The organism is Candidatus Competibacteraceae bacterium (genome assembly GCA_016699715.1).
Lineage (GTDB): Bacteria > Pseudomonadota > Gammaproteobacteria > Competibacterales > Competibacteraceae > Competibacter.
Window position 1 is genome coordinate 245,250 of record CP065007.1, and the last position, 23,916, is coordinate 269,165.

General features: G+C 59.7%; 21 protein-coding genes and 4 tRNA genes. 19 read left to right on the forward strand and 6 right to left on the reverse strand.

Going from position 1 to position 23,916, the window contains the following annotated elements:
• Positions 1 to 11: 11 nt before the first annotated feature.
• Together IPM89_01125 and moeB are read left to right on the forward strand one after the other, a co-directional pair.
• Positions 12 to 635, forward strand: a complete 624-nt coding sequence (locus tag IPM89_01125) for a thiamine phosphate synthase (GenBank protein ID QQS54505.1) — start codon at positions 12 to 14, stop codon at positions 633 to 635.
• A 32-nt stretch (positions 636 to 667) separates the two neighbouring features.
• The gene (gene moeB, locus IPM89_01130) at positions 668 to 1,915 is read left to right on the forward strand and encodes a molybdopterin-synthase adenylyltransferase MoeB (protein ID QQS54506.1); all 1,248 of its coding nucleotides are present in this window, start codon (positions 668 to 670) and stop codon (positions 1,913 to 1,915) included.
• A gap of 16 nt (positions 1,916 to 1,931) precedes the next feature.
• On the opposite strand, the gene IPM89_01135 is transcribed toward moeB, so the two are convergent.
• The 4 genes from IPM89_01135 to IPM89_01150 all read right to left on the reverse strand — a co-directional run bounded on the left by IPM89_01135 (position 1,932) and on the right by IPM89_01150 (position 5,542).
• Entirely contained in the window at positions 1,932 to 2,912 is a 981-nt protein-coding gene (locus IPM89_01135; protein QQS54507.1) for a histone deacetylase family protein, read from the reverse strand.
• The gene (locus IPM89_01140) at positions 2,909 to 3,370 is read right to left on the reverse strand and encodes a CBS domain-containing protein (protein ID QQS54508.1); all 462 of its coding nucleotides are present in this window, start codon (positions 3,368 to 3,370) and stop codon (positions 2,909 to 2,911) included. The genes IPM89_01135 and IPM89_01140 overlap by 4 nt, the downstream gene beginning before the upstream one ends.
• Positions 3,371 to 3,471: 101 nt before the next feature.
• Positions 3,472 to 4,503: a tRNA dihydrouridine(20/20a) synthase DusA gene (dusA, locus tag IPM89_01145; protein QQS54509.1), complete on the reverse strand. Its 1,032-nt coding sequence runs from the start codon at positions 4,501 to 4,503 to the stop codon at positions 3,472 to 3,474.
• Between the two features lie 25 nt (positions 4,504 to 4,528).
• The gene (locus IPM89_01150; GenBank protein ID QQS54510.1) at positions 4,529 to 5,542 is read right to left on the reverse strand and encodes a quinone-dependent dihydroorotate dehydrogenase; all 1,014 of its coding nucleotides are present in this window, start codon (positions 5,540 to 5,542) and stop codon (positions 4,529 to 4,531) included.
• Between the two features lie 631 nt (positions 5,543 to 6,173).
• Here IPM89_01150 and IPM89_01155 point away from each other — a divergent pair.
• From IPM89_01155 to IPM89_01180, 6 genes are all read left to right on the forward strand, one after another.
• The gene (locus IPM89_01155) at positions 6,174 to 7,415 is read left to right on the forward strand and encodes a sigma-54-dependent Fis family transcriptional regulator (GenBank protein ID QQS55728.1); all 1,242 of its coding nucleotides are present in this window, start codon (positions 6,174 to 6,176) and stop codon (positions 7,413 to 7,415) included.
• 56 nt (positions 7,416 to 7,471) lie between these two features.
• Complete coding sequence (uvrC, locus tag IPM89_01160) at positions 7,472 to 9,301, forward strand: excinuclease ABC subunit UvrC (protein ID QQS54511.1); 1,830 nt, start codon at positions 7,472 to 7,474, stop codon at positions 9,299 to 9,301.
• Positions 9,302 to 9,315: 14 nt separating this feature from the next.
• Positions 9,316 to 9,873, forward strand: a complete 558-nt coding sequence (pgsA, locus tag IPM89_01165; GenBank protein ID QQS55729.1) for a CDP-diacylglycerol--glycerol-3-phosphate 3-phosphatidyltransferase — start codon at positions 9,316 to 9,318, stop codon at positions 9,871 to 9,873.
• 38 nt (positions 9,874 to 9,911) lie between these two features.
• Positions 9,912 to 9,987, forward strand: a tRNA-Gly gene (locus IPM89_01170).
• A gap of 84 nt (positions 9,988 to 10,071) precedes the next feature.
• Positions 10,072 to 10,145 (forward strand) — tRNA-Cys (locus IPM89_01175).
• A 10-nt stretch (positions 10,146 to 10,155) separates the two neighbouring features.
• Positions 10,156 to 10,241, forward strand: a tRNA-Leu gene (locus IPM89_01180).
• A gap of 113 nt (positions 10,242 to 10,354) precedes the next feature.
• On the opposite strand, the gene IPM89_01185 is transcribed toward IPM89_01180, so the two are convergent.
• Together IPM89_01185 and yhbY are read right to left on the reverse strand one after the other, a co-directional pair.
• Positions 10,355 to 15,019 carry a DUF3320 domain-containing protein gene (locus IPM89_01185; GenBank protein ID QQS55730.1) on the reverse strand — a complete coding sequence of 1,555 codons (4,665 nt, stop codon included), beginning with the start codon at positions 15,017 to 15,019 and terminating at the stop codon, positions 10,355 to 10,357.
• A 180-nt stretch (positions 15,020 to 15,199) separates the two neighbouring features.
• Complete coding sequence (gene yhbY / locus IPM89_01190; protein QQS54512.1) at positions 15,200 to 15,511, reverse strand: ribosome assembly RNA-binding protein YhbY; 312 nt, start codon at positions 15,509 to 15,511, stop codon at positions 15,200 to 15,202.
• On the opposite strand from yhbY, the gene IPM89_01195 reads away from it, so the two are divergent.
• The 11 genes from IPM89_01195 to IPM89_01245 all read left to right on the forward strand — a co-directional run bounded on the left by IPM89_01195 (position 15,510) and on the right by IPM89_01245 (position 23,910).
• Positions 15,510 to 15,779 (forward strand): hypothetical protein, encoded by a 270-nt coding sequence (locus IPM89_01195; GenBank protein QQS54513.1) that lies wholly within the window; start codon positions 15,510 to 15,512, stop codon positions 15,777 to 15,779. The two genes, yhbY and IPM89_01195, sit on opposite strands and share 2 nt — an antisense overlap.
• The gene (rlmE, locus tag IPM89_01200) at positions 15,769 to 16,389 is read left to right on the forward strand and encodes a 23S rRNA (uridine(2552)-2'-O)-methyltransferase RlmE (GenBank protein QQS54514.1); all 621 of its coding nucleotides are present in this window, start codon (positions 15,769 to 15,771) and stop codon (positions 16,387 to 16,389) included. Before IPM89_01195 ends, rlmE begins: the two co-directional genes overlap by 11 nt.
• Before the next feature lie 116 nt (positions 16,390 to 16,505).
• Entirely contained in the window at positions 16,506 to 18,422 is a 1,917-nt protein-coding gene (ftsH, locus tag IPM89_01205) for an ATP-dependent zinc metalloprotease FtsH (GenBank protein ID QQS55731.1), read from the forward strand.
• Between the two features lie 109 nt (positions 18,423 to 18,531).
• Positions 18,532 to 19,362, forward strand: coding sequence for a dihydropteroate synthase (gene folP / locus IPM89_01210; GenBank protein ID QQS54515.1), 831 nt, complete (start codon positions 18,532 to 18,534; stop codon positions 19,360 to 19,362).
• Between the two features lie 96 nt (positions 19,363 to 19,458).
• A complete protein-coding gene (glmM, locus tag IPM89_01215) occupies positions 19,459 to 20,796 on the forward strand; it encodes a phosphoglucosamine mutase (protein QQS54516.1) in 1,338 nt (445 codons plus the stop codon).
• Positions 20,797 to 20,858: 62 nt separating this feature from the next.
• A complete protein-coding gene (locus IPM89_01220) occupies positions 20,859 to 21,611 on the forward strand; it encodes a triose-phosphate isomerase (protein ID QQS54517.1) in 753 nt (250 codons plus the stop codon).
• A 9-nt stretch (positions 21,612 to 21,620) separates the two neighbouring features.
• Positions 21,621 to 21,962 carry a preprotein translocase subunit SecG gene (secG, locus tag IPM89_01225; protein ID QQS54518.1) on the forward strand — a complete coding sequence of 114 codons (342 nt, stop codon included), beginning with the start codon at positions 21,621 to 21,623 and terminating at the stop codon, positions 21,960 to 21,962.
• Between the two features lie 12 nt (positions 21,963 to 21,974).
• Positions 21,975 to 22,059: transfer RNA gene (locus IPM89_01230), tRNA-Leu, on the forward strand.
• A gap of 302 nt (positions 22,060 to 22,361) precedes the next feature.
• Entirely contained in the window at positions 22,362 to 22,718 is a 357-nt protein-coding gene (locus IPM89_01235; protein ID QQS54519.1) for an NADH-quinone oxidoreductase subunit A, read from the forward strand.
• Positions 22,709 to 23,185: an NADH-quinone oxidoreductase subunit B gene (locus IPM89_01240; protein ID QQS54520.1), complete on the forward strand. Its 477-nt coding sequence runs from the start codon at positions 22,709 to 22,711 to the stop codon at positions 23,183 to 23,185. The genes IPM89_01235 and IPM89_01240 overlap by 10 nt, the downstream gene beginning before the upstream one ends.
• 11 nt (positions 23,186 to 23,196) lie before the next feature.
• The gene (locus IPM89_01245) at positions 23,197 to 23,910 is read left to right on the forward strand and encodes an NADH-quinone oxidoreductase subunit C (GenBank protein QQS54521.1); all 714 of its coding nucleotides are present in this window, start codon (positions 23,197 to 23,199) and stop codon (positions 23,908 to 23,910) included.
• Positions 23,911 to 23,916: the final 6 nt, after the last annotated feature.

The window sequence follows — 23,916 nt, forward strand, 5'->3', positions numbered from 1 at the left end:
GAATACATTTGATGAAGACTGCCAGTAGCCATGGTTTTTATCCCGTGGTGGACGACGTAAGTTGGGTGCGCCGCTTCCTGCCGCTGGGCGTGCGGACGATCCAGCTTCGAATCAAGGGGCGGCCCGAAACGGAGGTGCGTCGTCAAATCCGCGAAGCCTTGGCCATCGCCGCCGATTACGACGACTGCCAGATGATCGTCAACGACTACTGGCGGGAAGCCATTCAGGAAGGCGCGGCATGGCTGCATCTGGGGCAGGAAGATTGGGCGGGTGCCGACCGCGTAGCGATCCGGGCGGCCGGGATCAAGCTGGGGATCAGCACCCACAGTCCCGAAGAACTGGCGAACGCCCTGGACGCCAAGCCCGATTACGTCGCCTTGGGGCCGATTTACGAGACGACCTTGAAAAAGATGCCCTGGTCCCCGCAAGGACTCGAGCGCATCGGCGAATGGAAAACCCGTCTTAGTGGTCCGCTGGTCGCCATCGGCGGGATCAGCTTGGAACGGGCGCCGGCGGTGCTGGCGGCGGGGGCGGACGCCATCGCGGTCGTCTCCGACGTGCTGCGCGCCCCAGACCCGGACGGGCGGGTCCGTGCCTGGCTGAATCTCTTCCGCGCCGCCGCGGCCCGCGCATAGCTTTCGAAAAAACCGCATAGAGACGCTTCGGGATGTCCAACCCTCTCCATCAGTCCCCAGACGCAACAAGCGCGCTCGGTATCGAAGAGCAACTGCGCTACGCCCGGCATCTGATTTTGCCCGAGATCGGGCTTGACGGTCAGCGGAAATTGCGACAGGCGAGCGTGCTGGTGATCGGCGCCGGCGGCTTGGGCGCGCCGGCCTTGCTGTACTTGGCCGCGGCCGGGGTCGGCCGTTTGGGTATCATCGATCCCGATCAGGTCGAGCTGAGTAATCTTCAGCGGCAGGTTTTGTATGACACGGCAGGTTGCGGCGCGGCCAAGGTCGAGCAAGCCCGCGCCCGTCTGCTTGCGCTCAACCCGCATCTCCAGATCGAGGTTTACCCCGAGGCTTTCAATCTGGCCAACGCCGCGCGCCTGGTCGATGCGTATGACCTGCTGATCGAAGGCTCTGATCGATTCGTCACCAAATACCTGGTGAACGACGCCTGCGTACTGGCGGGCAAGCCCTATGTCGGCGCCAGTATCCGCGCGTTTTCGGGGATGCTCGCGGTCTACGCCGCGCCGGGGGGGCCTTGCTATCGTTGTCTTTTTCCAGAAATGCCGGACCCCGAAACGGTACCGTCCTGCGCCCAAGCGGGTGTGCTGGGGACGGTGCCCGGCCTGTTCGGAACCTTGCAGGCCCACGAGGCGCTCAAGTTGATTCTGGGGATCGGAGAGCCGTTGATCGGCGCGCTGCTCACGGTCGATTTGCTGACGATGCGCTTTCAAAAACCGCGATTGCCTCGTGATCCGAGTTGCCCGGTTTGCGGCGGGGCGCCCACGATCCGCGCGCTCACCGAGACCGAATGGGTTTGCGCCAATACTTCGGAACTTCAGGCGGATGAGAGGCCCGCGACGGAGCAGGCCATGTCCATCGACGAGTTGCCCTGGCTTAGCTTGGAGGCTGGTCGGCGGTGTCCCGTATTACGCTGGATCGATGTCCGCACCGAAGCCGAGTTTGCCGCCGGGCATATTCCAGGGGCCGAACACGCACCGCTGGAGCGGATCGAGAGCCTACCCGCGCGGGTGGGGCCAAACGACGATCTTTTGCTCTACTGCCAGCGGGGTGAACGGGCCGTGCGAGCCTATCAGCTGCTCAAGGAGCAGTTGCAAGGGCGGCTTTCGCTGCTGCAAGGCGGGTATGAGGGGTGGCTGCGCGGCGGGCTGGCGGAAACCGCCAATGGTTTCGCGGACGGTGGCATGGAGCCACCGTCCTTGGCGGTGATCGAACGTTCATGAGCCGTTTGCGTTCCGTTTAGCCTTCTGCCGTGCCAGGATGTCCTTGACCAAAGCGGGTTGGACCGTGCGCGGTGCCTTCCATCAGCGCCTTGACGTGAGTCGCCACGCTGGCGGCCAGCGCCGATAGGTTGTAGCCACCCTCCAACACCGATACCACTCGACTTTCGCAACAGTCGGCCGCGACCGTCAGAATCTCTCGGGTCAGCCACTCGTAGTCATCCTCGTTGAAATTGAGTTCGGCCAGCGGGTCCAGGTAATGGGCGTCGAAGCCGGCCGAAATCAGAATCAATTCCGGTTGGAACCGCCGTAGCGCGGGTTCGATGTCCTGATGCCAAGCGTGGCGGAGGTCGGCCGAGCCACTCTCGGCCAGCAATGGGACGTTGACGATATTGCCGACCCCGCGTTCTTCGCGGAGGCCGGTGCCGGGGTAGATGTAAGCCTGATGAGTGGAGGCGTACAGGTAGCCGGGGTCATGCTCGAACGCCGCTTGGGTGCCGTTACCGTGGTGCACGTCGAAGTCGATCACCGCCACCCGTTCCAGATCGTAAACGGCGCGGGCGTGGGCGGCGCCGATGGCGGCGTTGTTGAACAGGCAAAACCCCATGGCCTGTGCCGGTTTGGCGTGGTGGCCGGGCGGCCGGATGGCGCAGAAGGCGTTGTTGGCTTCCTGTCGCAGCACGGCATCCACCGCCGCGCAGACCGCGCCCGCCGCCCGTAGGGCGGCCTCTCCCGAGCGCGGCGAAACAACGGTGTCCCCGTCGATGGCGTAATGTTTGTGTTTGGGAATCCGGGCGAGGATACGCTCGACGTGGCTTTGGCTGTGGATGCGGGTGAGTTGCTCGCGCGTGGCCTCGGGTGGGTCGCGCCACTCCAGCGCCGCGAACGGGGCGGCGCCGAGAGCGTTGAGGATGGCGGTCAGTCGGGCCGCGCACTCCGGGTGGCCGAAACCGGTGTCGTGTTCCTGGCAAGCCGAATGAGTGTAGAGCAGAGTGGTCATGGCGCTGGGTCCTCGTGAGCAGATGCCTCGCGTTTGGTTGTGGCGCGGCGCAGCGCTTTCAGAACATCCTGGCGGGAGATGATCCCGACCAATCGATTGCCTTCCTCGACCACCGGCAGGCTCTTGGTGCGGATTTCCACCAGTTTTTGCAGCAGTCGGCTGAGCGGCAATTGTGGAGCGACGGTGACCGGCTCGCGAGTCATCACCGTTTCGACGGTCTGCTCCATGATGTCGTCGTAATGTGGGACCAGGGTGTGAGCGTCGAAACGAAACGCATTCAGTAAGTCGAACTTGGTTAGCATGCCGAGCAAGTCGCGCTGGCTGTCCACCACCGGCACGCCGTTGAAGTCGTGGGTTTCGAATAATTCCTCGGCCTCGCGCAGTTTGGCTTTTGGACTGATGGCGATGGGGTCGACAGTCATTACGTCGCGAATTTGATATTGCAGAAATTCGTACATCGGTGGCGGTCCTTTACAGAGTCGTGGCGTTTCGCGCCCGAAAATTTTGTCACGGTGGATAGGTCTTGGGGAAACCGCGATTAATGCGGGCGGATGTCACTTTACGCCCTTGTCGTCGATCCTGCATCGTGGCTAGGAATCACGTCCGCGATTTGAGTCTCTCGGTCGGCTTCCGCCACCCGTTCCAGTGCTGCTTCCACCACCTCCACCCCCGCTCCGTGCCGCCAGGCCCGTTCGCTCAAGACGCGTCGCCAGGCCCGTGCGCCCGGCAGGCCCTGAAACAATCCGAGGATAGGTCGGGTCATGCAGTGCAGCGGCGTTCCCGCCCGGAGTCGTTCCGCCAGATAGGGTAGCAATGCCCGAACCACCTGATGACGGTTCGGTGGCGGCGCGCTCGAACCGAAAAACCGTCGATCCAGCTCGGCCAGCAGGTAAGGGTTCTCGTAAGCCGCGCGGCCGATCATTATGCCGTCCACTCGCCGCAACTGTTCCGTCACCTGTTGCAGTGTGGTCAGCCCGCCGTTAAGTACGATGATCAATCCGGGGAAATCCTGCTTGAGTTGATGCACAATCTCATAACGCAGCGGCGGAATTTCCCGGTTTTCCTTCGGACTTAAGCCGCTCAACCAGGCTTTGCGGGCGTGAACGATGAATACCGTACACCCACTCGCCGCGACCCGGCGCACGAAATCCGCCAGTTCCTGGTAGGAATCCCGCTGGTCGATCCCGATGCGGGTTTTGACCGTCACCGGTAGATCCGTCGCCGCCCGCATCGCCGCCACGCACTCCGCCACCAGATCCGGTTCCGCCATCAGACAGGCGCCGAACCGGCCCGATTGAACCCGATCGCTGGGGCAGCCGACGTTGAGATTGATCTCGTCGTAGCCCCAGTCGGCGGCGATGCGGGCGCAGCGGGCCAGTTCGGCGGGGTCGCTGCCGCCCAGTTGCAGGGCCAGCGGATGTTCGATTGGATCATGGACCAGCAGTCGTTCCCGATCGCCGCGCAGTATCGCCCCAGTCGTGACCATTTCGGTGTAAAGCAGGGTATGGCGACTCAATAATCGCAGGAAATACCGGTAGTGCCGGTCGGTCCAGTTCAACATCGGTGCGACGGCGATTAGACGGTCGAGCATGGTGAGAAAGCGAGCCGAGGAAAAGTTAACGCAATGCCAGCACCGCTTCCCGGATCAGGTCCGGGCCGCGATAGATAAAGCCGGTGTAAATTTGCACCAGACTAGCGCCGGCCTCGATCTTGGCGGCGGCGTCGGCCCCGCTCAGGATGCCCCCCACGGCAATGATCGGAATTTCGCCGGCCAGGATATCGGCCAAGCGCCGCACCACCGCGGTTGAGCGCTCCCGCAGCGGCGCGCCGCTCAGGCCGCCGGTTTCCCCGGCGTGAGGCAAGCTTTCCACGCCGGTTCGGGAGAAGGTGGTGTTGGTGGCAATGACCGCATCCATGCCGTGCCGGAGCAGCGTCTGTCCCACCGTGAGCAAATCGGCGTCGGCCAGATCCGGCGCGATCTTGATCGCCAGCGGCACGTAGCGACCATGGGCATCGCACAGTCGTTGTCGTTCCGCGTGCAATGCCGCCAATAATTGCTCCAGCGCCGCGCCGTATTGCAGGTCGCGTAGGCCCGGCGTGTTGGGCGAGGAGATGTTGACGGTGACATAGCTGGCCCAGGGGTAGACCTTGCGCAGGCCGATCAGGTAGTCGTCGATTGCCCGCTCCACCGGGGTATCGGCGTTCTTGCCGATATTGATGCCCAACACGCCCTTGAAGCCGGATCGCCGCACTTGCTCGATCAGATAATCCACCCCCTTGTTATTGAAGCCTAGCCGGTTGATCAACGCCCGTGCCAACGGCAGCCGAAACATTCGAGGCTTGGGGTTGCCCGGCTGGGCGCGCGGAGTGACCGTGCCAATCTCGATGAAGCCGAACCCCAATGCTTCCCACGCTCTGATACATTCGCCATTTTTATCCAGACCGGCCGCTAGTCCAACCGGGTGAGGGAAATCCAGTCCCATGACCCGGCGCGGCTGGGATGGTACGCACGCTCCGAATAGCGCGCCCAGTGCTAAGGTAGGTGTGGCACGTAGTAAGCCAATCGTCCAATTGTGAGCGGTTTCTGGGTTGAGCTGAAACAGCAGGGTACGTAACGGAAAATAGAGCATCACTATCCTTGGGCTCAATGATGAGGAAAAAAGCCACCAGCGTGAGGATAGGGCGACTATCGTCACATGAAACGTCGGCTGGGAACTACTCGGAAAAGGGCAGGTGTGTTGCCTTCCTGACAGAGAAATATCAATAGTGTAGGTTCATAATACAGATTTCTCGAGAAACCAAGGCTATTGTAGTAGACAATATCTACGGTTCAGTGGATAATATTTACACTACTGTGTCTTTTTCAAGTATCAAGGATGACAAGTCAGCCAAGTTTAGCGCCATGATTTTGTATGCATGGTGGAGCCTTGTCGGGATTTTGAGGTTATTTCTCAAACTGATACGATCTGGCTCATCGCAGGTTACTGATTACAAATAAAACATTTATGAGGCATCTTTAGGGTATTTGGTCGGATTGGATGTTTTGAAGGTGGCGCAGTATAGCGTGAGTGTCTTTGAGTATGACGACTAATGATTCCGAGTGTCCTTCTCAGGTAGGCGAAACTCGGTGTTCCATCCAATCGACGTAGGTGAGATTCGATGCGCAAGCTTCTGATTTTGAGCACGGGAGCGGTTGATGAGACATTGCTCCAGAAAATCGCGGCGGCGGACTGGGAAGTGTATTGGGCCCAAGAACCCGTCATGGCCAGAACGTTGCTCACCGAGCATTCGTTTGAGGTGGGCTTGGTTATCCTTTTTAGCTGCGAGCCCGAGCGATCGGTCCAGTGGGTGATCGACCTGATGTTGGCCCGCCGAAAGATGCAGTGGGTCATGGCGCTGTCTCGCCAGTGCCTCGATCGCAAGTTACTGTCCAGCATCATCGCTGAGCGCTGCTGTGATTATCATACCCTGCCCATTGATCCCGCGCGCCTGGTGGTGACGCTTGGGCACGCCTACGGAATGGTAAATCTGACCGAAACCGCTCTTCGCCAGCAGCGCGAGACGGAATCCCAGTACGGATTGATCGGTAACAGCGCCGTCATGCAAACCCTGTTTCGGGGCATTCAGAAAGCAGCGGAAGTGGATGTGCCGGTGCTGATTACCGGTGAAAGTGGTACCGGCAAGGAGCAAACGGCCCGCGCCATTCATGAGTATTCCGCCCGCGTGGTGTCGCCGTTCGTCGCCATGAACTGTGCCGCGCTACCCGCCAATCTGATTCAATCGGAACTGTTCGGGCATGAGAAGGGCGCGTTCACCGGCGCCGGCGAGCGCCGGGTCGGCCACCTCGAATCCGCCAATGGCGGTACGCTGTTTCTGGACGAGATCGGCGACCTTGCTCCCGAACTGCAAGCCAATCTATTGCGGTTTCTGGAGGAAAAGAAGATCCGCCGCCTGGGCAGCACCAAGCCGATTCCAGTCAATGTCCGAGTGATCGCCGCCACCAACACCCATCTGGAACAGGTGGTCCGAGACGGTCGGTTCCGTGAGGACTTGTACTATCGGCTCAATGTGTTGCACCTGCGGGCACCGGCTCTGCGCGAGCGCAAGAACGACGTCGAATTGCTGGCCAAGCAATTTTTTACCAAGTTTGCCGCGGAAACCAGGACTTCCGCCAAGGGCTTGAGCCGCGATGCGTTGGAGGTCATCAATCGTTACGATTGGCCAGGCAACGTGCGGGAATTGATGAACCGGGTACGCCGGGCAGTGCTGTTGAGCGAGGGGCCGTATGTCACCCCCGACGACCTGGAACTGGAACGGCGCTCGCTTGGGCGCGGCTTTGTGACCCTGGACGAAGCCCGGATGGCGGCCGATCGCGAAACGATCCAATCGACCTTGCTGCGAACCCGCTTCAACATCGCCCGCGCCGCCCAGGAACTGGGGGTTTCACGCATGACGCTCTACCGTTTGATGGAGAAATACGATATCCGACGGGATAATTCCTGATCTGGCGCGGTCATTTTGAGTGAGTGGCCCAGGTTGCGGGCCGCGATATCGCCAAGATGACCGCAACTCCACCACCGCCGTTCGACCCCAGGATTTTTCTCAAGCATCTCACTGCGTTGCCCGGCGTCTATCGGATGCTGGACGAGCGCGGCGCGGTGCTTTATGTCGGTAAGGCTCGCAATCTCAAGCAGCGCGTTTCCAGCTACTTCCGGGAAAACCAGACAGCCGCCAAGGTGCGCAGCCTGGTTGCCCGTATCCGTGCCGTCGAAGTCACGGTGACCCATACCGAGGTCGAGGCGCTAATTCTGGAAAGTACGCTGATCAAGCAGTTTAAGCCGCGCTACAATATTCTGTTGCGCGACGACAAAGGTTATCCCTACATTCATGTATCCGCCGGTGCGTTTCCCCGCATGGTGCTGCATCGGGGCGCCAAGCGCGCGGCGGGGCGCTATTTCGGCCCGTATCCCAACGCCAATGCCGTCCACGATACATTGAACCTGCTGCAGAAAGCTTTTCGGCTGCGATCATGCGAGGACAGTTTTTTCCATGGTCGAAGCCGTCCCTGTTTGCAATATCAGATCAAGCGCTGCACCGGACCCTGCGTCGGTTTGATCGACGAAACGGGTTACCAACGCCATCTGCGCGATGCCATCCTGTTTTTGGAAGGCAAGAGCGGGCAGGTGATCGACGATCTGGTGCTGCGGATGGAGGTCGCCGCCGCCGCGCTGGATTTCGAGCAGGCGGCGCTCTGTCGCGACCAGATTGCCGATTTACGGCAGGTCCAGCAGCGCCAGCATGTCGAGGGCGAGAGCGGCGATCTTGATGTGGTGGCCTGCGTGGTGCGGTGTGGCGTGGCCTGCGTGCAGGTTTTTATGTTTCGCGGCGGCCGACTGCTCGGCAACCAGGCATTTTTCCCCCGTCTGCCCGAAGAAGAGGAGGCGGGTGCCGTGTTGAGCGCGTTTCTGGCGCAGTACTACCTCGACAAGACCATTCCGACCGATCTGTTGATCAGCCACGAACCGACGGAGATAGCGCTGTTGATCCAAGCCTTTCAGGAGCGGGCCGGGCATCGGGTGCGAATCGTCCACCGCCCGCGTGGCGAGCGCGCCCGCTGGCTGGCCATGGCGCTCCAAAACGCCGAGCACGCGCTAGTCGCCCACCTATCTAGTCAGGTCGGGATGCGTCGCCGATTGGAGGCGCTAAAGGAAGCGCTGGGGTGCGAAGTCGAACTGGTTCGACTGGAATGTTTCGACGTCAGCCACACTTACGGCGAGGCGACGGTGGCATCGTGTGTGGTATTCGGTCCAGAAGGGCCGGTCAAATCCGACTATCGTCGCTACAATATCGAAGGGGTTACTCCGGGCGACGATTACGCCGCCCTGCACCAAGCACTGACCCGACGCTACATTCGCCTGCGTGATGGACAGGAACGATTGCCGGATGTCCTGTTCGTCGACGGTGGCAAAGGCCAGTTGACTCAGGCCCGCAAGGTACTGGATGAGTTGGGAGTTACCGGACCCGTGGTGGTTGGCATTGCCAAGGGGACGGGACGCAAGCCGGGGTTGGAGACGCTTTACTTGTTCGAGGAAAGTCGCCCGATTATACTGCCGGCTGATTCAGCCGCGCTGCATCTGGTGCAGCAGATCCGCGACGAGGCGCATCGCTTCGCGATTGCCGGCCACCGCCAGCGCCGGGCCAGAGGGCGCACCACTTCCGCGCTCGAAAGCATTCCCGGCATCGGAACCAAACGCCGGCAGGCGTTGCTCGGGCAGTTCGGTGGCTTGAAACAACTAGCACGGGCTGGTGTCGAGGATATTACCCAAGTAGATGGCATTAGTGCCGACCTGGCGCGACGTATCTACGATATTTTCCACGATGAAAGTTGACCGCCCGTCGAGCCATGCAACTAAACCTGCCCACTTTTCTGACCCTGCTGCGGATCGCCTTGATACCGGTTTTCGTGGGTGTGTTTTTTCTGCCATATCGCGGCGCCAATCTGCTATGCGCCACATTGTTCGGATTGGCGGCGCTGACTGATTGGCTGGATGGCTACCTGGCCCGGCGGCTTGGCCAGACTTCCGCCTTCGGCGCGTTTCTCGACCCGGTTGCCGACAAACTGATGGTGGCGGCGGCACTGGTTTTGCTGGTGCAGGCCATTCCCACCCCATTGATGGCGGTAACGGCGATGATCATCATCGGCCGCGAAATCGCTATTTCCGCATTGCGGGAGTGGATGGCGCAGATCGGCGGTCATGGGCGAGTAGCGGTGTCCATGATCGGCAAGGTTAAAACCACCGCCCAAATGGTTGCCGTGCTGCTGTTGCTATATCGGGAGCCACTCGGCGGTTTTTTCCCGACCCTGGCGGTGGGGCAGGGTTTGTTGCTGGTTGCCGCGGTACTGACGCTTTGGTCCATGTTGCATTATCTATTGGCGGCATGGCCGGCGCTGAGGGCTTGACGAGCCAATTTTTTGCGTTAATATAACGCTTCTGCGCGGCGGGAATAGCTCAGTTGGTAGAGCACAACCTTGCCAAGGTTGGGGTCGCGAGTTCGAGTCTCGTTTCCCGCTCCAAGATTCCCTGGCCTCGAAATAAAATCGAGGCTTTTTTATGCGACCGGGCATTGATACCGCTGGGTGCATAAGTCTTCGTCACCGGGCTAGGTGGCAGAGTGGTCATGCAGCGGCCTGCAAAGCCGTGGACGCCGGTTCGATTCCGACCCTAGCCTCCAACCTCCCCTCGCTGGTGTGGTGGAATGGTATACACACAGGACTTAAAATCCTGCGGCTTCGCGGCCTTGTGGGTTCGAGTCCCACCACCAGCACCATAATCAGGTGGTTAGGCAAATACCCAACTGATGCAGTTTGTCGCGAAACTTACAAGCTTTTCATGAATGTCCTGCATAACGTGGACTCCATAAGATGCTGTTTCAGGCCGGGCTTAAGCTATAGCAATGTGTCCAGCCACATTCTGGATGACCCCACGCTGAATGGCATCATCCAGAATGATCGAGACGATGTTGCGCATATCCTCGGTGACACGGCCAAACCCAAGCTTCTCGCAGACAGACGCCGGAACAGCGTCGCGCTCGACCCCGTAGCTCTCACGGGCTACCAACAGGATGGCTTGTTCGATCTCCTCCGGCGCGACTTTATCCAACTTACGCATGTTGGCCGGCAGTTTGGCGCGGCTGCGGACCACCGCCGTGGTCATATGCGGGCTCCACAGCCATTGCGAACGCTTGCTGCACACCTGACCACTGCGGAGTGCCATTTCGATTGCCTGGTCGATGGCGTTCTGGATGCGATTGCCCAGCCGTTTGATTCCGGCCGCTTCGGCGATGCGGCGGACGACCTCTTCTCGATGCACAGGGCTTTCACCGTCGACGACTCCCCTGACCCACTCCACCCGCTTGGCCATCGATACCCGATGGAGTTCTTCACCTTCAAGCGACAGCGAAAGGCTCGCGAGCCGATAATCCGGGACCGAGGGAATAGACTCTGATGCTTCGTCGCTCTCAGCCCTTTGAAGGGGTATGTCGGTGGCCTCTTCGGATCGCTCGGGCTTTGTTTCGATAACGGGCGTCGATGCATTTTGCCCAGCCTTGGCCTGCTCGATGGCCGCCAGCGCCTTGCGCAACTCGCGATCCGGGTAGGTGAACCAGTCGGTACTCCAGATGCGATGAATGCGCCACCCCAAACCCTCGAGCACCTGCTGGCGCAACCTGTCCCGATCCCGCGCCGAGCGTGAACTGTGATAAGTCGCGCCGTCGCACTCGATTCCGAGCAGATAGCGTCCGGGTTGCTCGTGATCGAGAACCGCCAAGTCGATGAAGAAGCCGCCTGAACCAACCTGGGCGTGCAATTGATGACCGTGGGACGCAATTGCCTGCATAACGGCCTCCTCAAAGGGCGAATCAGCTTCGCCGCCGGTTGGCCGTGGCACATCAAGCACACCGGTCTCCGCATATTTGAGGAAGGTCTTCAGGGCCGCAACTCCCCGAGATTGGGTACGCGCCAAATCGATGTCATCGTGGCGCAAGTTGGTGAAGACTTCGCAGCGTAGCCGAGCACGGGTGATCAATACATTGAGACGTCGCTCGCCACCTTCGCCGTTGAGCGGACCAAAGTTGTGTGCGACGTAGCCTTCGGCCGTCTTGCCGTACCCGATAGAGATAAAGATCACGTCGCGCTCGTCGCCCTGGACGCTTTCCAGGTTCTTGACGAAGAACGGTTCGTGCGGGTGCTGGTTGAAGAAGTCCTCACAAGTCGAATCGCGGCGGCGCAGTAATTCAAGATGATCGAGAATCGCCTGCGTCTGGGCCGAGCTGAATGCCGCAACGCCCAGCGTCAGGTCGGGTCGTTGTCTGGCATGATCCAGCACGGCTTCGGCGACCGCCTTGGCTTCGAGGGGGTTGGTGCGCGTCTTACCACGGTCGTAAGCGGTATCCGGCAGGGGCCGGAACACCAGACCCAGGTGATTCCGCTCGGCGTGCGGGCTTGGGAAGATCACCAGCCTGTCGTTGTAGAACTCATGGTTTGAAACAGCGATGAGGGAATCGTGACGGCTTCGGTAGTGCCAACGCAACATGCGCTGGGGCGCGCCTCGACTTACGATCAGCCCAAGGATGCTCTCCATGTCGGCCGTGGCGCTTTCGATCTCTTCATCCTCGTCGCCATCCCCGATCATGGCGTCGAAGAAACGGGTTGGCGGCAACTGCTTGCTATCGCCGACCACTACAAGTTGCCTGCCGCGTGCGATGGCGCCGAGCGCATCGACTGGTTTTACCTGGCTCGCTTCATCGAAGACCACCAGATCGAAGCTGACGCTCCCCGGTGGCAGGTAAGACGCAATTGACAAAGGACTCATCATAAACACTGGCTTAATCGCCTGGATTGCCCGCGCTGCGCGTGTCATGAGCTTTCGAATAGGAAGGTGACGAGCTTTCTTTTCAAACTCGCGTGCCAGTACGCCCAGTTGGCCGCCCCCCGTACTGTGTGGCAGATTTTCCCAGTGCTGGGAAGCCAGCTTGATCCGGTTGAGTTTCAGGAGGGTTCGGTCCAAATCGCGAAACTGGCCGATGTCCAGTTCGTGCTTGCCGCCGTCGAAATATCGGATCGGCGCGCGTTCTTCATACGCCTTGCGAATCAGCGTGTCGAAGTAGGCGTGAAGCAATATGGCCTCAAGATGCGTACCCGCATGAGGCCAATCCCGAGCAATCCGCAGGAGCCAGTCGAGCCCGGCGTCGGTTAACTCGCTCGCATAGTGGTTGAAGGCGATCTGTTGGGAGAGGGTGTCCAGATTTTCGAGCATCGACGCTACGACGCTGGCGTGAGTGCGCCAGTCGCTGTCGGGTCTGGTCGGGCTTAGCATTCCGTTGCGGCAATCCAATCGCTGGATGGCAAGCTGGTAGTAGTGTCCCCCTGTGTCCAGCAGCGTCCGCGTTTCTTGCGCCAAGCGCTGTAATTTGTCTTGATCGATCCCGACCTCAACATAGTCGATCAGGGCGGGGGGAAGGGTTCCGTCCGCAATACCGGCATGCAGGCTGGCTACCCAGTGGATGACCGCGTCCAATTGCGACCAGTCGGAACGCTCGCCTTGCCAACCGGCACCAAACAGTTCGCGCCCGACCGTCTCCAGTTCCCGCAGATTCCCGCGCACGCGGTTGGCTTCAAGCACAGCGTCCACCAACTCAAGTTGTCGGTCCGCCCCGCGTGGCCCTGAACCCTTGCACAGACCATCGAGGTAATTACGCGCCCGCCGATACTCACCGGAGCATCCGCGCCACCATTTGTGTGCCAGTCGGTTCAGTATCTGGCGGGTTTCCAGCAGATCTTGGTCCCACGCTTCCGGGATCAATACGTCTTCGTAGCGTGCCTGAAGTTTCTGGTATTGCTGGCCGGTCTGTAGGAGCGTTTCCACTCGTTCCCTCGCCTCGACCCACAGGCGACTGCGGATCGCCACTCCCTTCAGCACCGGCGCGTCCAGCAAACGGCGAGCGAAGTCGAGCAGACCGACGCCATGGTGATTGGCGGGCACTGCCACGCCCATGGTCGCGGCCAGCAATCGAGCGGTGGCATCGAGCTTGATGAACGTGTCTTGCAACCCTGTCAGCATCCTGCGGATTTCCTCCTTGTCCGCTGGCAGCAGGACGCGGAGTTGGCTTTGGCAAAATAGGTGCCGAGCTGGCGGGCCCATCTCCCAAAATAGATGGGCCTGCACGCGGTCAGCCAACATCTGTTTCTTAAGCAGGTCATCCCTGGACCAGTTCAGCAAAGTCGCCCGGAACGAGTCGGGCGAGAGATGCTCGGGAGGCAATTGTGGCAGTTCCACCTCAGTAAGCCGCTCGCGCAATCGAGTCGCTGCCCCGATAGCCTGGTGTGGCGTACAGCGAGCCGCACCCAGTGGGCTGTTCATCGCTTCACTGTAAGCGTTGAGACGGTCCCGCAATTCCCGGTAGAGTTGGATCTGGCCGTCTGTATCCCGACCCAACGGCCGACCCAGTTCAACCACTCGCTTCAATTCGCCCAGCACCGTTTTCTTGTGCGCGTTGTAGCTGTGCAGTTCCAAGCAGGCGTCACCAATGCCGACCTCGTCGAGACGGCGCTTCACGACCTCCAGCGCCGCCATCTTCTCGGAAACGAACAGCACCTTCTGGCCACGGCCAAAGGCATCGGCGATGAGGTTGGTGATTGTCTGGGACTTGCCGGTGCCGGGCGGTCCCTGAATGACCAAATTGCGACCGCTGGCCACATCCAGCACCGCAAGCAACTGGGAGCTGTCGGCATCGACGACCTGGTGTGTGGCGCCTGGATCGATATGCTGATCGACATGGGTCTCATCGGTAAACGGGGACGGTTCATCCCGGAACCCCTCGCCGAGCAGCGATGTGATGAGCGGATGCGCCGACAGTGTTCCAGCTTCAGACCAAGCGCTGTCATCCAAATCCCGGTACATGAGGAGCTTACCGAAGGAAAAAAAGCCGAGGGCGACCTCATCCTCGGCCAAGGACCAGCCCGGCTTCTGTTCGATCACCTTCCGAACGGCGTTGAAATAGGCTGAAACATCGAAATCGTCGGATTCCGGGAAAGGGGGCAGCACGATACCGAAATCTTTCAGCTTGCCGGCAAGCGACAGGTTGGGTTCCAAATCATCGTCGTTATAGTGGATTTGGAACCGGCCGCGAACGTTTTTCCGGTCCAGATCGACTGGCACCAGGATGAGCGGAGCCTTACGCGGCTGTTCGTTGCTCTCATTTTCAAACCAGGTGAGCATCCCTAGCGCGAGGAACAGGACATTAGCGCCGCGCTCTTCGATGAAACTTTTGGCAGCGTAGTGCGTTTTCAGCAGGCGGGATTGCAGCACCTTCTCGGTGTGGGGAGTTAGGAGATTCGAACCCTGGTCGCTCCCTGGCTCTGGTCGCCCTGCCTCGTCGTTTTGCGGTTCGGGCACACCGAGGAAACCGATGGCTTTGCCTTGGCGCATCAGCAAATCGAAGATATCGGCTGAGCGCCCGCCCACAATGTCAGCCCCACGAGCCTTTGAGGTTCGGTAGTTCAGCAGTGGATTGCGAAGGCCCAGATCGAGCAGTTCCTGCCGGGCCATGCCAAGCTGCTGGACGATTTGGGCGTTGACGGGCGTCGCACTCATAGAATAATCCTTCAAAAAGAGCGGTTCTTGCTCGTAAACCCTGAATTATTCGTCGGTTCGCTCAGGCTGGCGCGTAAAAACGCACGATCCGCAATTGACGCCACGCTGCTGAACCGTTGACAATCCTTGGATAGTTCACGGCAGTTCGATGCGCGGCGTTTCATGATTGCGGCGGAACAACGTGGCGATGTGTCCGATCCGCTGGACCAGCGTCGCGTCGGTCGTCGCGCAAATCTCCGCGATCATCGCTTCCCGCGTTTCGCGATCTTCGGCGTTGACTCGAATTTTGATCAGTTCGTGATGGTCGAGAGCCAGCAGGATCTCATGGGTGACCGTCGGCGTGATGCCGCTGTCACCGATAATCACGACCGGCTTGCGGTGATGGGCCAGGGCTTTGAGATGACGCTTTTGCGGGTTGGTCAGAGTGAGCACGGGATAACCGGACATGGCGAAAGATTCTAACAGTGTAACCGGCGGTAAGGGTCTGACGGTAGCTCCGAGCCCTCTGAATGAGGTTAAGCTGGATTTGGGGATTATCCTGGCGGTTGGCGTGTTGCTGCTGCTGGTGCAGGGGCGGGCGCTGGAGAGTCTGTCGCTGCAATTGCTGCTCTTGCTGAGCTACGGGTTGCTGGGTTTGGTCTGGATCGTCATTCGAGCCCGTCGGGTCATGGCTCAATTTAACCGTACACGGAAACAGCATCCAGATGGCCCGTAGTAAAAGCAGTACTCGCTGGTTGCGGGAACACTTCAGCGATGAATACGTGCGTCGCGCCCAAGCGGAGGGCTACCGCTCCCGGTCGGTCTACAAGCTGCTGGAAATACAGGAAAAGGACCGATTGTTACGGCCCGGTGTTACGGCAGTGGATCTGGGCGCGGCACCCGGAGGCTGGTCGCAACTGGCGACGCGGCTGGTTGGCCCACGGGGCGTGGTGATCGCGTTGGATGTGCTGCCGCTTGAACCGCTGGCCGGGGTGGAATTCATCCAGGGTGATTTCCGCGAGGCAGCGGTGCTGGAAAGATTGCTGAATGCACTGAACAACCGGCCCGTAGACCTTGTAATATCCGATATGGCCCCCAATACCACGGGTATCAAGGCGGTGGATCAGCCACGTGGCATGTATTTGGCCGAATTGGCGCTGGATTTTGCCCGACAATGTTTACGGCCCGGTGGGGATTTTCTGGTCAAGGTATTTCAGGGTGAAGGCGTCGATCCATTTCTCAGGGAACTGCGTGCCGCGTTCGCCGCTGTTTCGCCCCGCAAGCCCAAGGCGTCACGCGCCCGTAGTGCCGAACAGTACGCGTTGGCTAGGAACTATCGTGGATGAGCTAGTCTAAAAATATTGGATTTTTGAACCTCTTAAGTCCGGAAGGGGTGGGCGATTCCCCATTCCGGTATCAGATCACAAGCTTTTGCAGTGTTGAGGTGCGCACCTTGAACGACATGGTAAAAAATATCCTTCTGTGGGTGGTCATTGCGGTGGTCTTGATGTCTGTCTTCAACAGTTTTGGCCCGAAGGTGGCGCCATCCGCCCAAATGTCCTACTCGCAGTTCCTGCAGGAAGCCAAGGAAGGGCGAATCGCGCAGGTAATGATCGACGGGCGCGCCATTCAGGGCCGGACCGGTGGTGGCGAGCGTTTCACCACGTACAGTCCGGAAACGGATAACAGCGCCATGATCGGTGAGCTGCTCAAGCACGGTGTCGATATTGAAGGCCAACCGCCGGAGAAGCAGGGACTGTTGATGCAGATCTTCATCTCCTGGTTCCCGATGCTGTTGTTGATCGGGATCTGGGTCTTCTTCCTGCGGCAGATGCAGGGTGGCGGCGCTGGCCGAGGGGCGATGTCGTTCGGCAAGTCGCGCGCCCGGATGATGAGTGAGGATCAGATCAAGATCACGTTCTCGGATGTCGCTGGCGTGGACGAGGCCAAGGAGGAAGTCGCCGAATTGGTGGAATTCCTGCGCGATCCCGGCAAATTCCAGAAACTCGGCGGCAAAATTCCACGCGGAGTGCTGATGGTCGGCTCGCCCGGCACCGGCAAGACGCTGCTGGCCAAGGCCATTGCCGGCGAGGCCAAAGTGCCGTTTTTCTCGATCTCCGGTTCGGACTTCGTGGAAATGTTCGTCGGCGTCGGTGCGTCCAGGGTGCGCGATATGTTCGAACAGGCCAAAAAGCACGCGCCCTGCATTATTTTCATCGACGAAATCGACGCCGTGGGCCGGCATCGCGGCGCGGGTCTGGGTGGCGGTCACGACGAGCGCGAGCAAACCCTGAACCAGTTGCTGGTGGAAATGGACGGCTTCGAAGGTAACGAAGGCATTATCGTCATCGCCGCCACCAACCGCCCCGATGTGCTCGATCCGGCACTGCTGCGTCCGGGCCGCTTTGATCGGCAAGTGGTGGTTCCCTTGCCTGACGTGCGGGGCCGCGAGCAGATTCTCAAGGTCCATATGCGCAAGGTCCCGCTGTCCGACAATGTCAAGCCAGTGGTCATCGCTCGTGGCACTCCCGGTTTTTCCGGGGCGGACTTGGCCAATCTGGTCAATGAGGCGGCTCTGTTCGCCGCTCGCGCCAACAAGCGCGATGTGGACATGGAAGATTTCGAGAAGGCCAAGGATAAGATCATGATGGGCGCCGAGCGCAAGTCGATGGTGATGAGCGAGGAGGAAAAGAAGCTCACGGCCTATCACGAGGCCGGCCATGCCATCGTCGGGCGGCTGGTGCCGGCGCACGACCCGGTATACAAAGTCAGTATCATCCCGCGTGGACGGGCGCTGGGCGTGACCATGTTTCTGCCGGAGGGCGACCGCTACAGCTTCAGCAAGCAGCGGCTGGAAAGTCAGATCTCCAGCCTGTTCGGTGGGAGGATCGCCGAGGCCATCGTTTTCGGGGCGGATTTCGTCACCACCGGCGCGCAGAACGATATCGAGCGCTCTACCGATATCGCCCGCAATATGGTGACCAAATGGGGATTGTCCGACCGGCTGGGGCCGCTGACCTACAGCGAGGACGATGGCGAGGTGTTTTTGGGACGGTCGGTGACCCGACACAAGAACGTGTCCGACGAAACCGCCCACGTCATCGACGAGGAAATCCGTTCGATCATCGACTGCAATTATCGGCGTGCCGAACAGTTGTTACGCGACAATCTCGACAGGCTGCATGCCATGGCTGAGGCGCTGATCAAGTACGAGACCATCGACGCCGAGCAAATCGACGACATCATGGCCGGTCGGCCGCCACGCGAGCCAGCGGATTCGAACACCGATTCGGACCCGCCCAGCACCGGTTCGCCGGTGAGTTTGGACAAGGATCGGCGAGGCGAAAAGCCGATCGGCGGACCTGCCCAGCAGCATTGAGTTTTCCGCTGGCTTTTTTTGCCCTTCTCCCAGGCGGGAGCAGGGCTCCTCGCAGAGAAAACCTTCTTCCGCTAGCGGGAGAAGGTTTTTTTGTGGGAGTGTGTCAACCATGCTAATAAATTGCGCGGGAAAAACGCTTGATCTGAGCCGGCCGGCCGTGATGGGGGTGCTCAACGTCACTCCCGATTCGTTTTCCGACGGCGGGCAATATTTGCAACTGGATGCGGCGTTGCGTCGCGCTGAAATCATGGTGGCGCAAGGCGCGGCGCTGGTCGATGTCGGCGGCGAGTCCACCCGGCCGGGCGCGGCGCCGGTATCGGTACAGGAAGAGCTGGATCGGGTGCTGCCGGTGGTGGAACGGCTGGCGTGCGAGTTACCGGTGCCGATTTCGGTGGACACGAGTAAACCCGAACTCATGCGCGAGCTGGCGCGAACCGGCGCCGGCCTGATCAACGACGTGCGAGCACTGCAAATGCCAGGGGCGCTGGCGGTGGCGGCGGCCAGTGGCCTGCCGGTTTGTTTGATGCACTTGCGGGGTGAACCCGTCACCATGCAACAAGGACCTGTTTACGCCGATGTGGTTGCCGAGGTCCGCGATTATTTAGCGGCGCGGGTGTGTGCCTGCGAGGCGGCCGGCATTACCCGCGAGCGGATTTTGGTCGATCCCGGTTTCGGTTTCGGCAAGACCTTGGAGCACAATCTGCACCTGCTCCGCCATCTTGATCGGTTTACCGACCTGGCGGCTGGCGTACTGGTCGGCATCTCGCGCAAGAGCATGATCGGCGCGTTGCTGGATGTGCCCGCGGGCGAGCGGCTGGCCGGCAGTCTGGCGGCGGCGACGATCGCCGTTTGGCGGGGGGCGCGTGTCGTCCGCGCCCACGATGTCCGGGAGACGGTCCAGGCCTTGCGCGTCTGCGCCGCCGTGCTGGCGGCTGGCTAGGGAGCGGAGTCAGCCTCCGTCAATCAGGGAAGTGCGCTTTGCCCGTACTCCCCGCTACAATAATTTTTTATTTCGTTGAATTTAGGGGAATATGGAATGGAGAAACGCTACTTCGGTACGGACGGTATTCGGGGGCGGGTCGGCGAACATCCGATTACGGCGGAGTTCGTGTTGAAGCTGGGCTGGGCGGTCGGACGGGTGCTCCAGACCAAAGGTTTCAACAAAGTCGTCGTCGGTAAGGACACGCGCATTTCCGGGTATATGTTCGAGTCGGCGCTGGAGGCGGGGCTGTCGGCGGCCGGGGTCAATATCGCTCTGCTGGGTCCGATGCCCACGCCCGGTATCGCCTATTTGACGCGCACTCTGCACGCCTGCGCGGGTATCGTGGTCAGTGCCTCGCACAATCCCTATTACGATAATGGTATCAAGTTTTTCTCCCGCGACGGACAAAAATTGCCCGATGCGGTCGAGAAGCAAATCGAGGAATTGCTGGCGCAACCGCTGGAAACCGCCGAGCCAGACGCCTTGGGCAAGGCCGAGCGTATCGTCGATGCCGCCGGCCGCTACATTGAGTTCTGCAAGAGCACGATACCCGCCTATACCAGTCTGGCGGGTATCAAGATGGTGGTGGACTGCGCGCACGGTGCGACCTATCACATTGCTCCGAGCGTCTTTGAGGAAATGGGCGCGGCCGTGATTCCCTTGGGCGTCGCTCCCGACGGGCTAAACATCAATCTGGACTGTGGTTCCACCAAGCCGGCGGCGTTATGCGCGACCGTGAAGGAACAGAGCGCCGATCTGGGCATCGCCTTTGACGGAGATGGCGACCGGGTGATCATGGTGGACCATCGCGGTGAAATTCTGGATGGCGACGAACTGCTGTTCATCATCGCCCGCGACCGTTTGCGTATCGGCGCCCGGTTCAACGCCGTGGTCGGTACATTGATGACCAACTTGGGCCTTGAAGTAGCGCTGCGGGCTCTGGGGCTCGAACTGCGCCGCGCCCGGGTTGGAGACCGCTATGTAATGGAATGCCTGCTGGCTGAAAATTTGATTCTGGGGGGCGAAAGCTCCGGTCACATTATCTGCTTGGATCGAACCACGACCGGTGATGGCATCATCTCCGCATTACAAGTCTTGTCGGCGATGCTGCGTTCCGGCAAGAGTCTACACGATCTCAAGGCCGGTATGAGCAAGTGTCCACAAACGCTGATCAATGTGTCGGTTGCCGGGCGTGTGGATTTGCAGCGGGCGCCGATCCAGGAAGCGGTTCAGGCCGTCGAAAATCAGTTGGGCGACAACGGTCGAGTGCTGCTGCGGTCCTCTGGAACCGAGCCGGTGGTTCGAGTGATGGTCGAGGGTATGGATGCCGGAACCGTCGAGCGCCACGCTCGCGAATTGGCCAGCGTGGTGCGGGATGCGTTGTCGGCGTGATTGATTTTCGAGGGTAAAAAACGTAAACTCCCCGGGATTTTCAAAGTGGGAGAGATAGCGATATGCGCCGTAAGTTCGTGGCTGGAAACTGGAAAATGAATGGCTCGGCCAACAGCATTCGCGAGTTGCTGCAAGGCGTTCGCGAAGGTGCCGCCGAGGTTGCGGCCGTCGAACTGGCGGTGTTTCCGTCGTTCGTATACCTGGGGCTGGTCGAGCAGCAATTGTCTGGCTCCTCGGTTGGCTGGGGCGCGCAAAATCTGTCCGAGTACGCCTCGGGGGCGCACACCGGAGAGGTGGCGGGTTCGATGTTGCAGGATTTTCATTGCGACTACGCCATCGTCGGCCACTCGGAGCGGCGTACCCTGTATGGTGAAACCGACGAGATTGTCGCTCGAAAGTTTGCCGCCGCCCGTAAGGTCGGACTCAAGCCCATCCTCTGCGTCGGAGAGACTCTGCAGGAACGCGAGCAGGGGGTAACCGAGGCGGTGGTCGAGCGGCAAATCAAGGCAGTGTTGGATCTGGAAGGCATTGGTGGTTTTGCCGATGCGGTGATTGCTTACGAGCCGGTATGGGCGATCGGTACCGGTCGGACCGCCACTGCTGGGCAGGCCCAGGAGGTTCATGCCTTCATTCGCGCCAAGTTGACGCAACTGGATTCTGCGCTGGCGAACCAGCTTCGCATTCTGTATGGCGGTAGCATGAAAGCCGCCAATGCCGCGGAGCTGCTGGCCATGCCGGATATCGACGGAGGTTTGATCGGCGGTGCTTCGCTCGAAGCCAAGGAGTTTCTGGCGATTGCCAAGGCAGGCTGTTAAACTGCCGCCATGCTGCACACTCTGATTCTCGTCGCGCACATCATCGTCGCCGTCGCCTTGGTCGCGTTGGTGCTGCTACAACAGGGCAAAGGCGCCGATGCGGGCGCGGCGTTCGGCAGTGGGTCGTCCGCGACGATGTTTGGAGCGCGCGGCGCCGCGTCCTTCCTGAGTCGGACGACCTCCGTGTTGGCGACCGTGTTCTTTCTGACTAGCCTGACACTGGCTTACTTTGCCACGCAAACCAGCGTCCCCAAGAGCGTCGTCGAACGGTTGCAGGTTGAGGAAGCCACAGCCCCACAGCCTAATGTGGGTGGCGGCCCCGCGGACGTGCCTCAGTTGCCGCGAAAATAACGACTTGCTCGTGCCGATGTGGTGGAACTGGTAGACACGCTATCTTGAGGGGGTAGTGGCGTAAGCCGTGCCGGTTCGAGTCCGGCCATCGGTACCAAAATTATAGGGCGAAAGTGTCTTAGGACCGCAGCCAAGATGCTTTCGATATTTCTGGACACCTTGATGTTGTTTACTGGCTCACGATAGGGAATGAAGTGCGGCCACCACCCATGAGGTTTATGATTGATGCGGCGTTTTAACTACAATAAGCACCACGCCTCGACCGTCTTTCGTATAGCGCCCACGAAATATTCCGGGATCGTGTCGCTGAGCTTGTCGGAAACCTTCGTCGCCGATCCAAGACCTAACTAGCCGCCGCAGCGCTTTCTTCCGGCCCGCCATGTCGAAGGTGCGATCCTGATGTTGTCCAATTATCTCCCAGTCCTAATTTTCATCGTCATCGCCATTGCAATCGCCACGATTGCCATCAGCCTCGGTTTTTTCCTCGGGCCACGCCGCCCCGACAGCGAAAAATCGTCGGCCTACGAGTGCGGTTTTGAATCGTTCGAAGATAGCCGGATGAAATTCGATGTCCGCTATTATCTGGTGGCAATTCTTTTCATTATTTTCGATCTGGAAATTGCGTTTCTGTTTCCTTGGGCGGTCGTGCTCGACAAAATCGGTTTGTTCGGTTTTGTGGCGATGGCGGTTTTTCTCGGCATCCTGGTGATCGGTTTCATTTATGAGTGGAAAAAAGGAGCCTTGGAATGGGAATAGAAGGCATTCTTGAAAAAGGTGTGGTGACCACCACGGCCGACAAACTGATCAATTGGGCACGCACGGGTTCGATGTGGCCGATGACCTTCGGTCTGGCTTGCTGCGCGGTGGAGATGATGCACGCTGGTGCATCTCGCTACGATCTGGACCGATTTGGCATTGTGTTCCGGCCCAGTCCTCGCCAATCCGATGTAATGATCGTCGCCGGTACCCTGTGCAACAAAATGGGGCCAGCCTTGCGTAAGGTTTACGATCAGATGGCCGAGCCGCGCTGGGTGATCTCCATGGGATCTTGTGCTAACGGCGGCGGTTATTACCACTATTCCTATGCCGTGGTGCGTGGTTGTGATCGTATCGTCCCGGTGGATGTTTACGTGCCCGGCTGTCCACCGACGGCGGAAGCGTTGCTGTACGGAATCCTTCAATTACACGATAAAATACGACGCACCAACACCATAGCCCGTTGAGATAATGCCCCATGGCCGACGCTCTCCAAAATCTCGTGGAAAAACTCCAAACCCGGTTTGGCGACATTCTATTGGAATGTAAACTGGATCATGGGGAAGTGACCATTGAAGTTCCGCCGGAAAGACTGATCGAAGTATTTACCGCGCTACGTGACGAACCAGATTTTGTGTTCGAGCAGGTCATGGATATTTGCGGTGTCGACTATCAGGCTTACGGTGCCGTGGAATGGGCGACCGGCGAGTCCTCCAACAAAGGATTCAGTCGTGGGGTGGTCGAACGGGCGACTGGACGCGCCGCCACAGCCATCCAGAATGCCACCGGTGGCCACCAGTTCGCCGGTAAAGGCCGATTTGCCGCCGTCTACCAGTTTTTGTCGGTTTCCCGCAATCAGCGGCTTCGCGCGCGCGCGTTCGCGCCGGATGACGAATTTCCGGTGGTGCCCTCGGTGGTGGGGCTGTGGGCTGCAGCCGATTGGTATGAGCGCGAGGCATTCGATCTGTACGGCATCGTGTTCGAAGGTCACCCGGATCTGCGGCGCATTCTTACCGATTACGGCTTTATCGGGCACCCGTTCCGCAAGGATTTCCCATTGATCGGTCATGTCGAAATGCGCTACGACCCCGAACGCGGTCGCGTGGTGTACGAACCGGTAAGCATTGAACCGCGCGTATTGGTGCCCCGCGTCATCCGCAATGACAGTCGTTATCTGTCCGAGTCTCATTGAGGAAAA

Coding starts and splice junctions, on each gene's coding strand:
- IPM89_01125 (QQS54505.1), top strand. CDS start 12: ATGAAGACTGCCAGTAGCCATGGTTTTTATCCCGTGGTGGACGACGTA.
- moeB (QQS54506.1), top strand. CDS start 668: ATGTCCAACCCTCTCCATCAGTCCCCAGACGCAACAAGCGCGCTCGGT.
- IPM89_01135 (QQS54507.1), bottom strand. CDS start 2,912: ATGACCACTCTGCTCTACACTCATTCGGCTTGCCAGGAACACGACACC.
- IPM89_01140 (QQS54508.1), bottom strand. CDS start 3,370: ATGTACGAATTTCTGCAATATCAAATTCGCGACGTAATGACTGTCGAC.
- dusA (QQS54509.1), bottom strand. CDS start 4,503: ATGCTCGACCGTCTAATCGCCGTCGCACCGATGTTGAACTGGACCGAC.
- IPM89_01150 (QQS54510.1), bottom strand. CDS start 5,542: ATGCTCTATTTTCCGTTACGTACCCTGCTGTTTCAGCTCAACCCAGAA.
- IPM89_01155 (QQS55728.1), top strand. CDS start 6,174: ATGGCCAGAACGTTGCTCACCGAGCATTCGTTTGAGGTGGGCTTGGTT.
- uvrC (QQS54511.1), top strand. CDS start 7,472: ATGACCGCAACTCCACCACCGCCGTTCGACCCCAGGATTTTTCTCAAG.
- pgsA (QQS55729.1), top strand. CDS start 9,316: ATGCAACTAAACCTGCCCACTTTTCTGACCCTGCTGCGGATCGCCTTG.
- IPM89_01185 (QQS55730.1), bottom strand. CDS start 15,019: ATGGCCCGGCAGGAACTGCTCGATCTGGGCCTTCGCAATCCACTGCTG.
- IPM89_01195 (QQS54513.1), top strand. CDS start 15,510: ATGGCGAAAGATTCTAACAGTGTAACCGGCGGTAAGGGTCTGACGGTA.
- yhbY (QQS54512.1), bottom strand. CDS start 15,511: ATGTCCGGTTATCCCGTGCTCACTCTGACCAACCCGCAAAAGCGTCAT.
- rlmE (QQS54514.1), top strand. CDS start 15,769: ATGGCCCGTAGTAAAAGCAGTACTCGCTGGTTGCGGGAACACTTCAGC.
- ftsH (QQS55731.1), top strand. CDS start 16,506: ATGGTAAAAAATATCCTTCTGTGGGTGGTCATTGCGGTGGTCTTGATG.
- folP (QQS54515.1), top strand. CDS start 18,532: ATGCTAATAAATTGCGCGGGAAAAACGCTTGATCTGAGCCGGCCGGCC.
- glmM (QQS54516.1), top strand. CDS start 19,459: ATGGAGAAACGCTACTTCGGTACGGACGGTATTCGGGGGCGGGTCGGC.
- IPM89_01220 (QQS54517.1), top strand. CDS start 20,859: ATGCGCCGTAAGTTCGTGGCTGGAAACTGGAAAATGAATGGCTCGGCC.
- secG (QQS54518.1), top strand. CDS start 21,621: ATGCTGCACACTCTGATTCTCGTCGCGCACATCATCGTCGCCGTCGCC.
- IPM89_01235 (QQS54519.1), top strand. CDS start 22,362: ATGTTGTCCAATTATCTCCCAGTCCTAATTTTCATCGTCATCGCCATT.
- IPM89_01240 (QQS54520.1), top strand. CDS start 22,709: ATGGGAATAGAAGGCATTCTTGAAAAAGGTGTGGTGACCACCACGGCC.
- IPM89_01245 (QQS54521.1), top strand. CDS start 23,197: ATGGCCGACGCTCTCCAAAATCTCGTGGAAAAACTCCAAACCCGGTTT.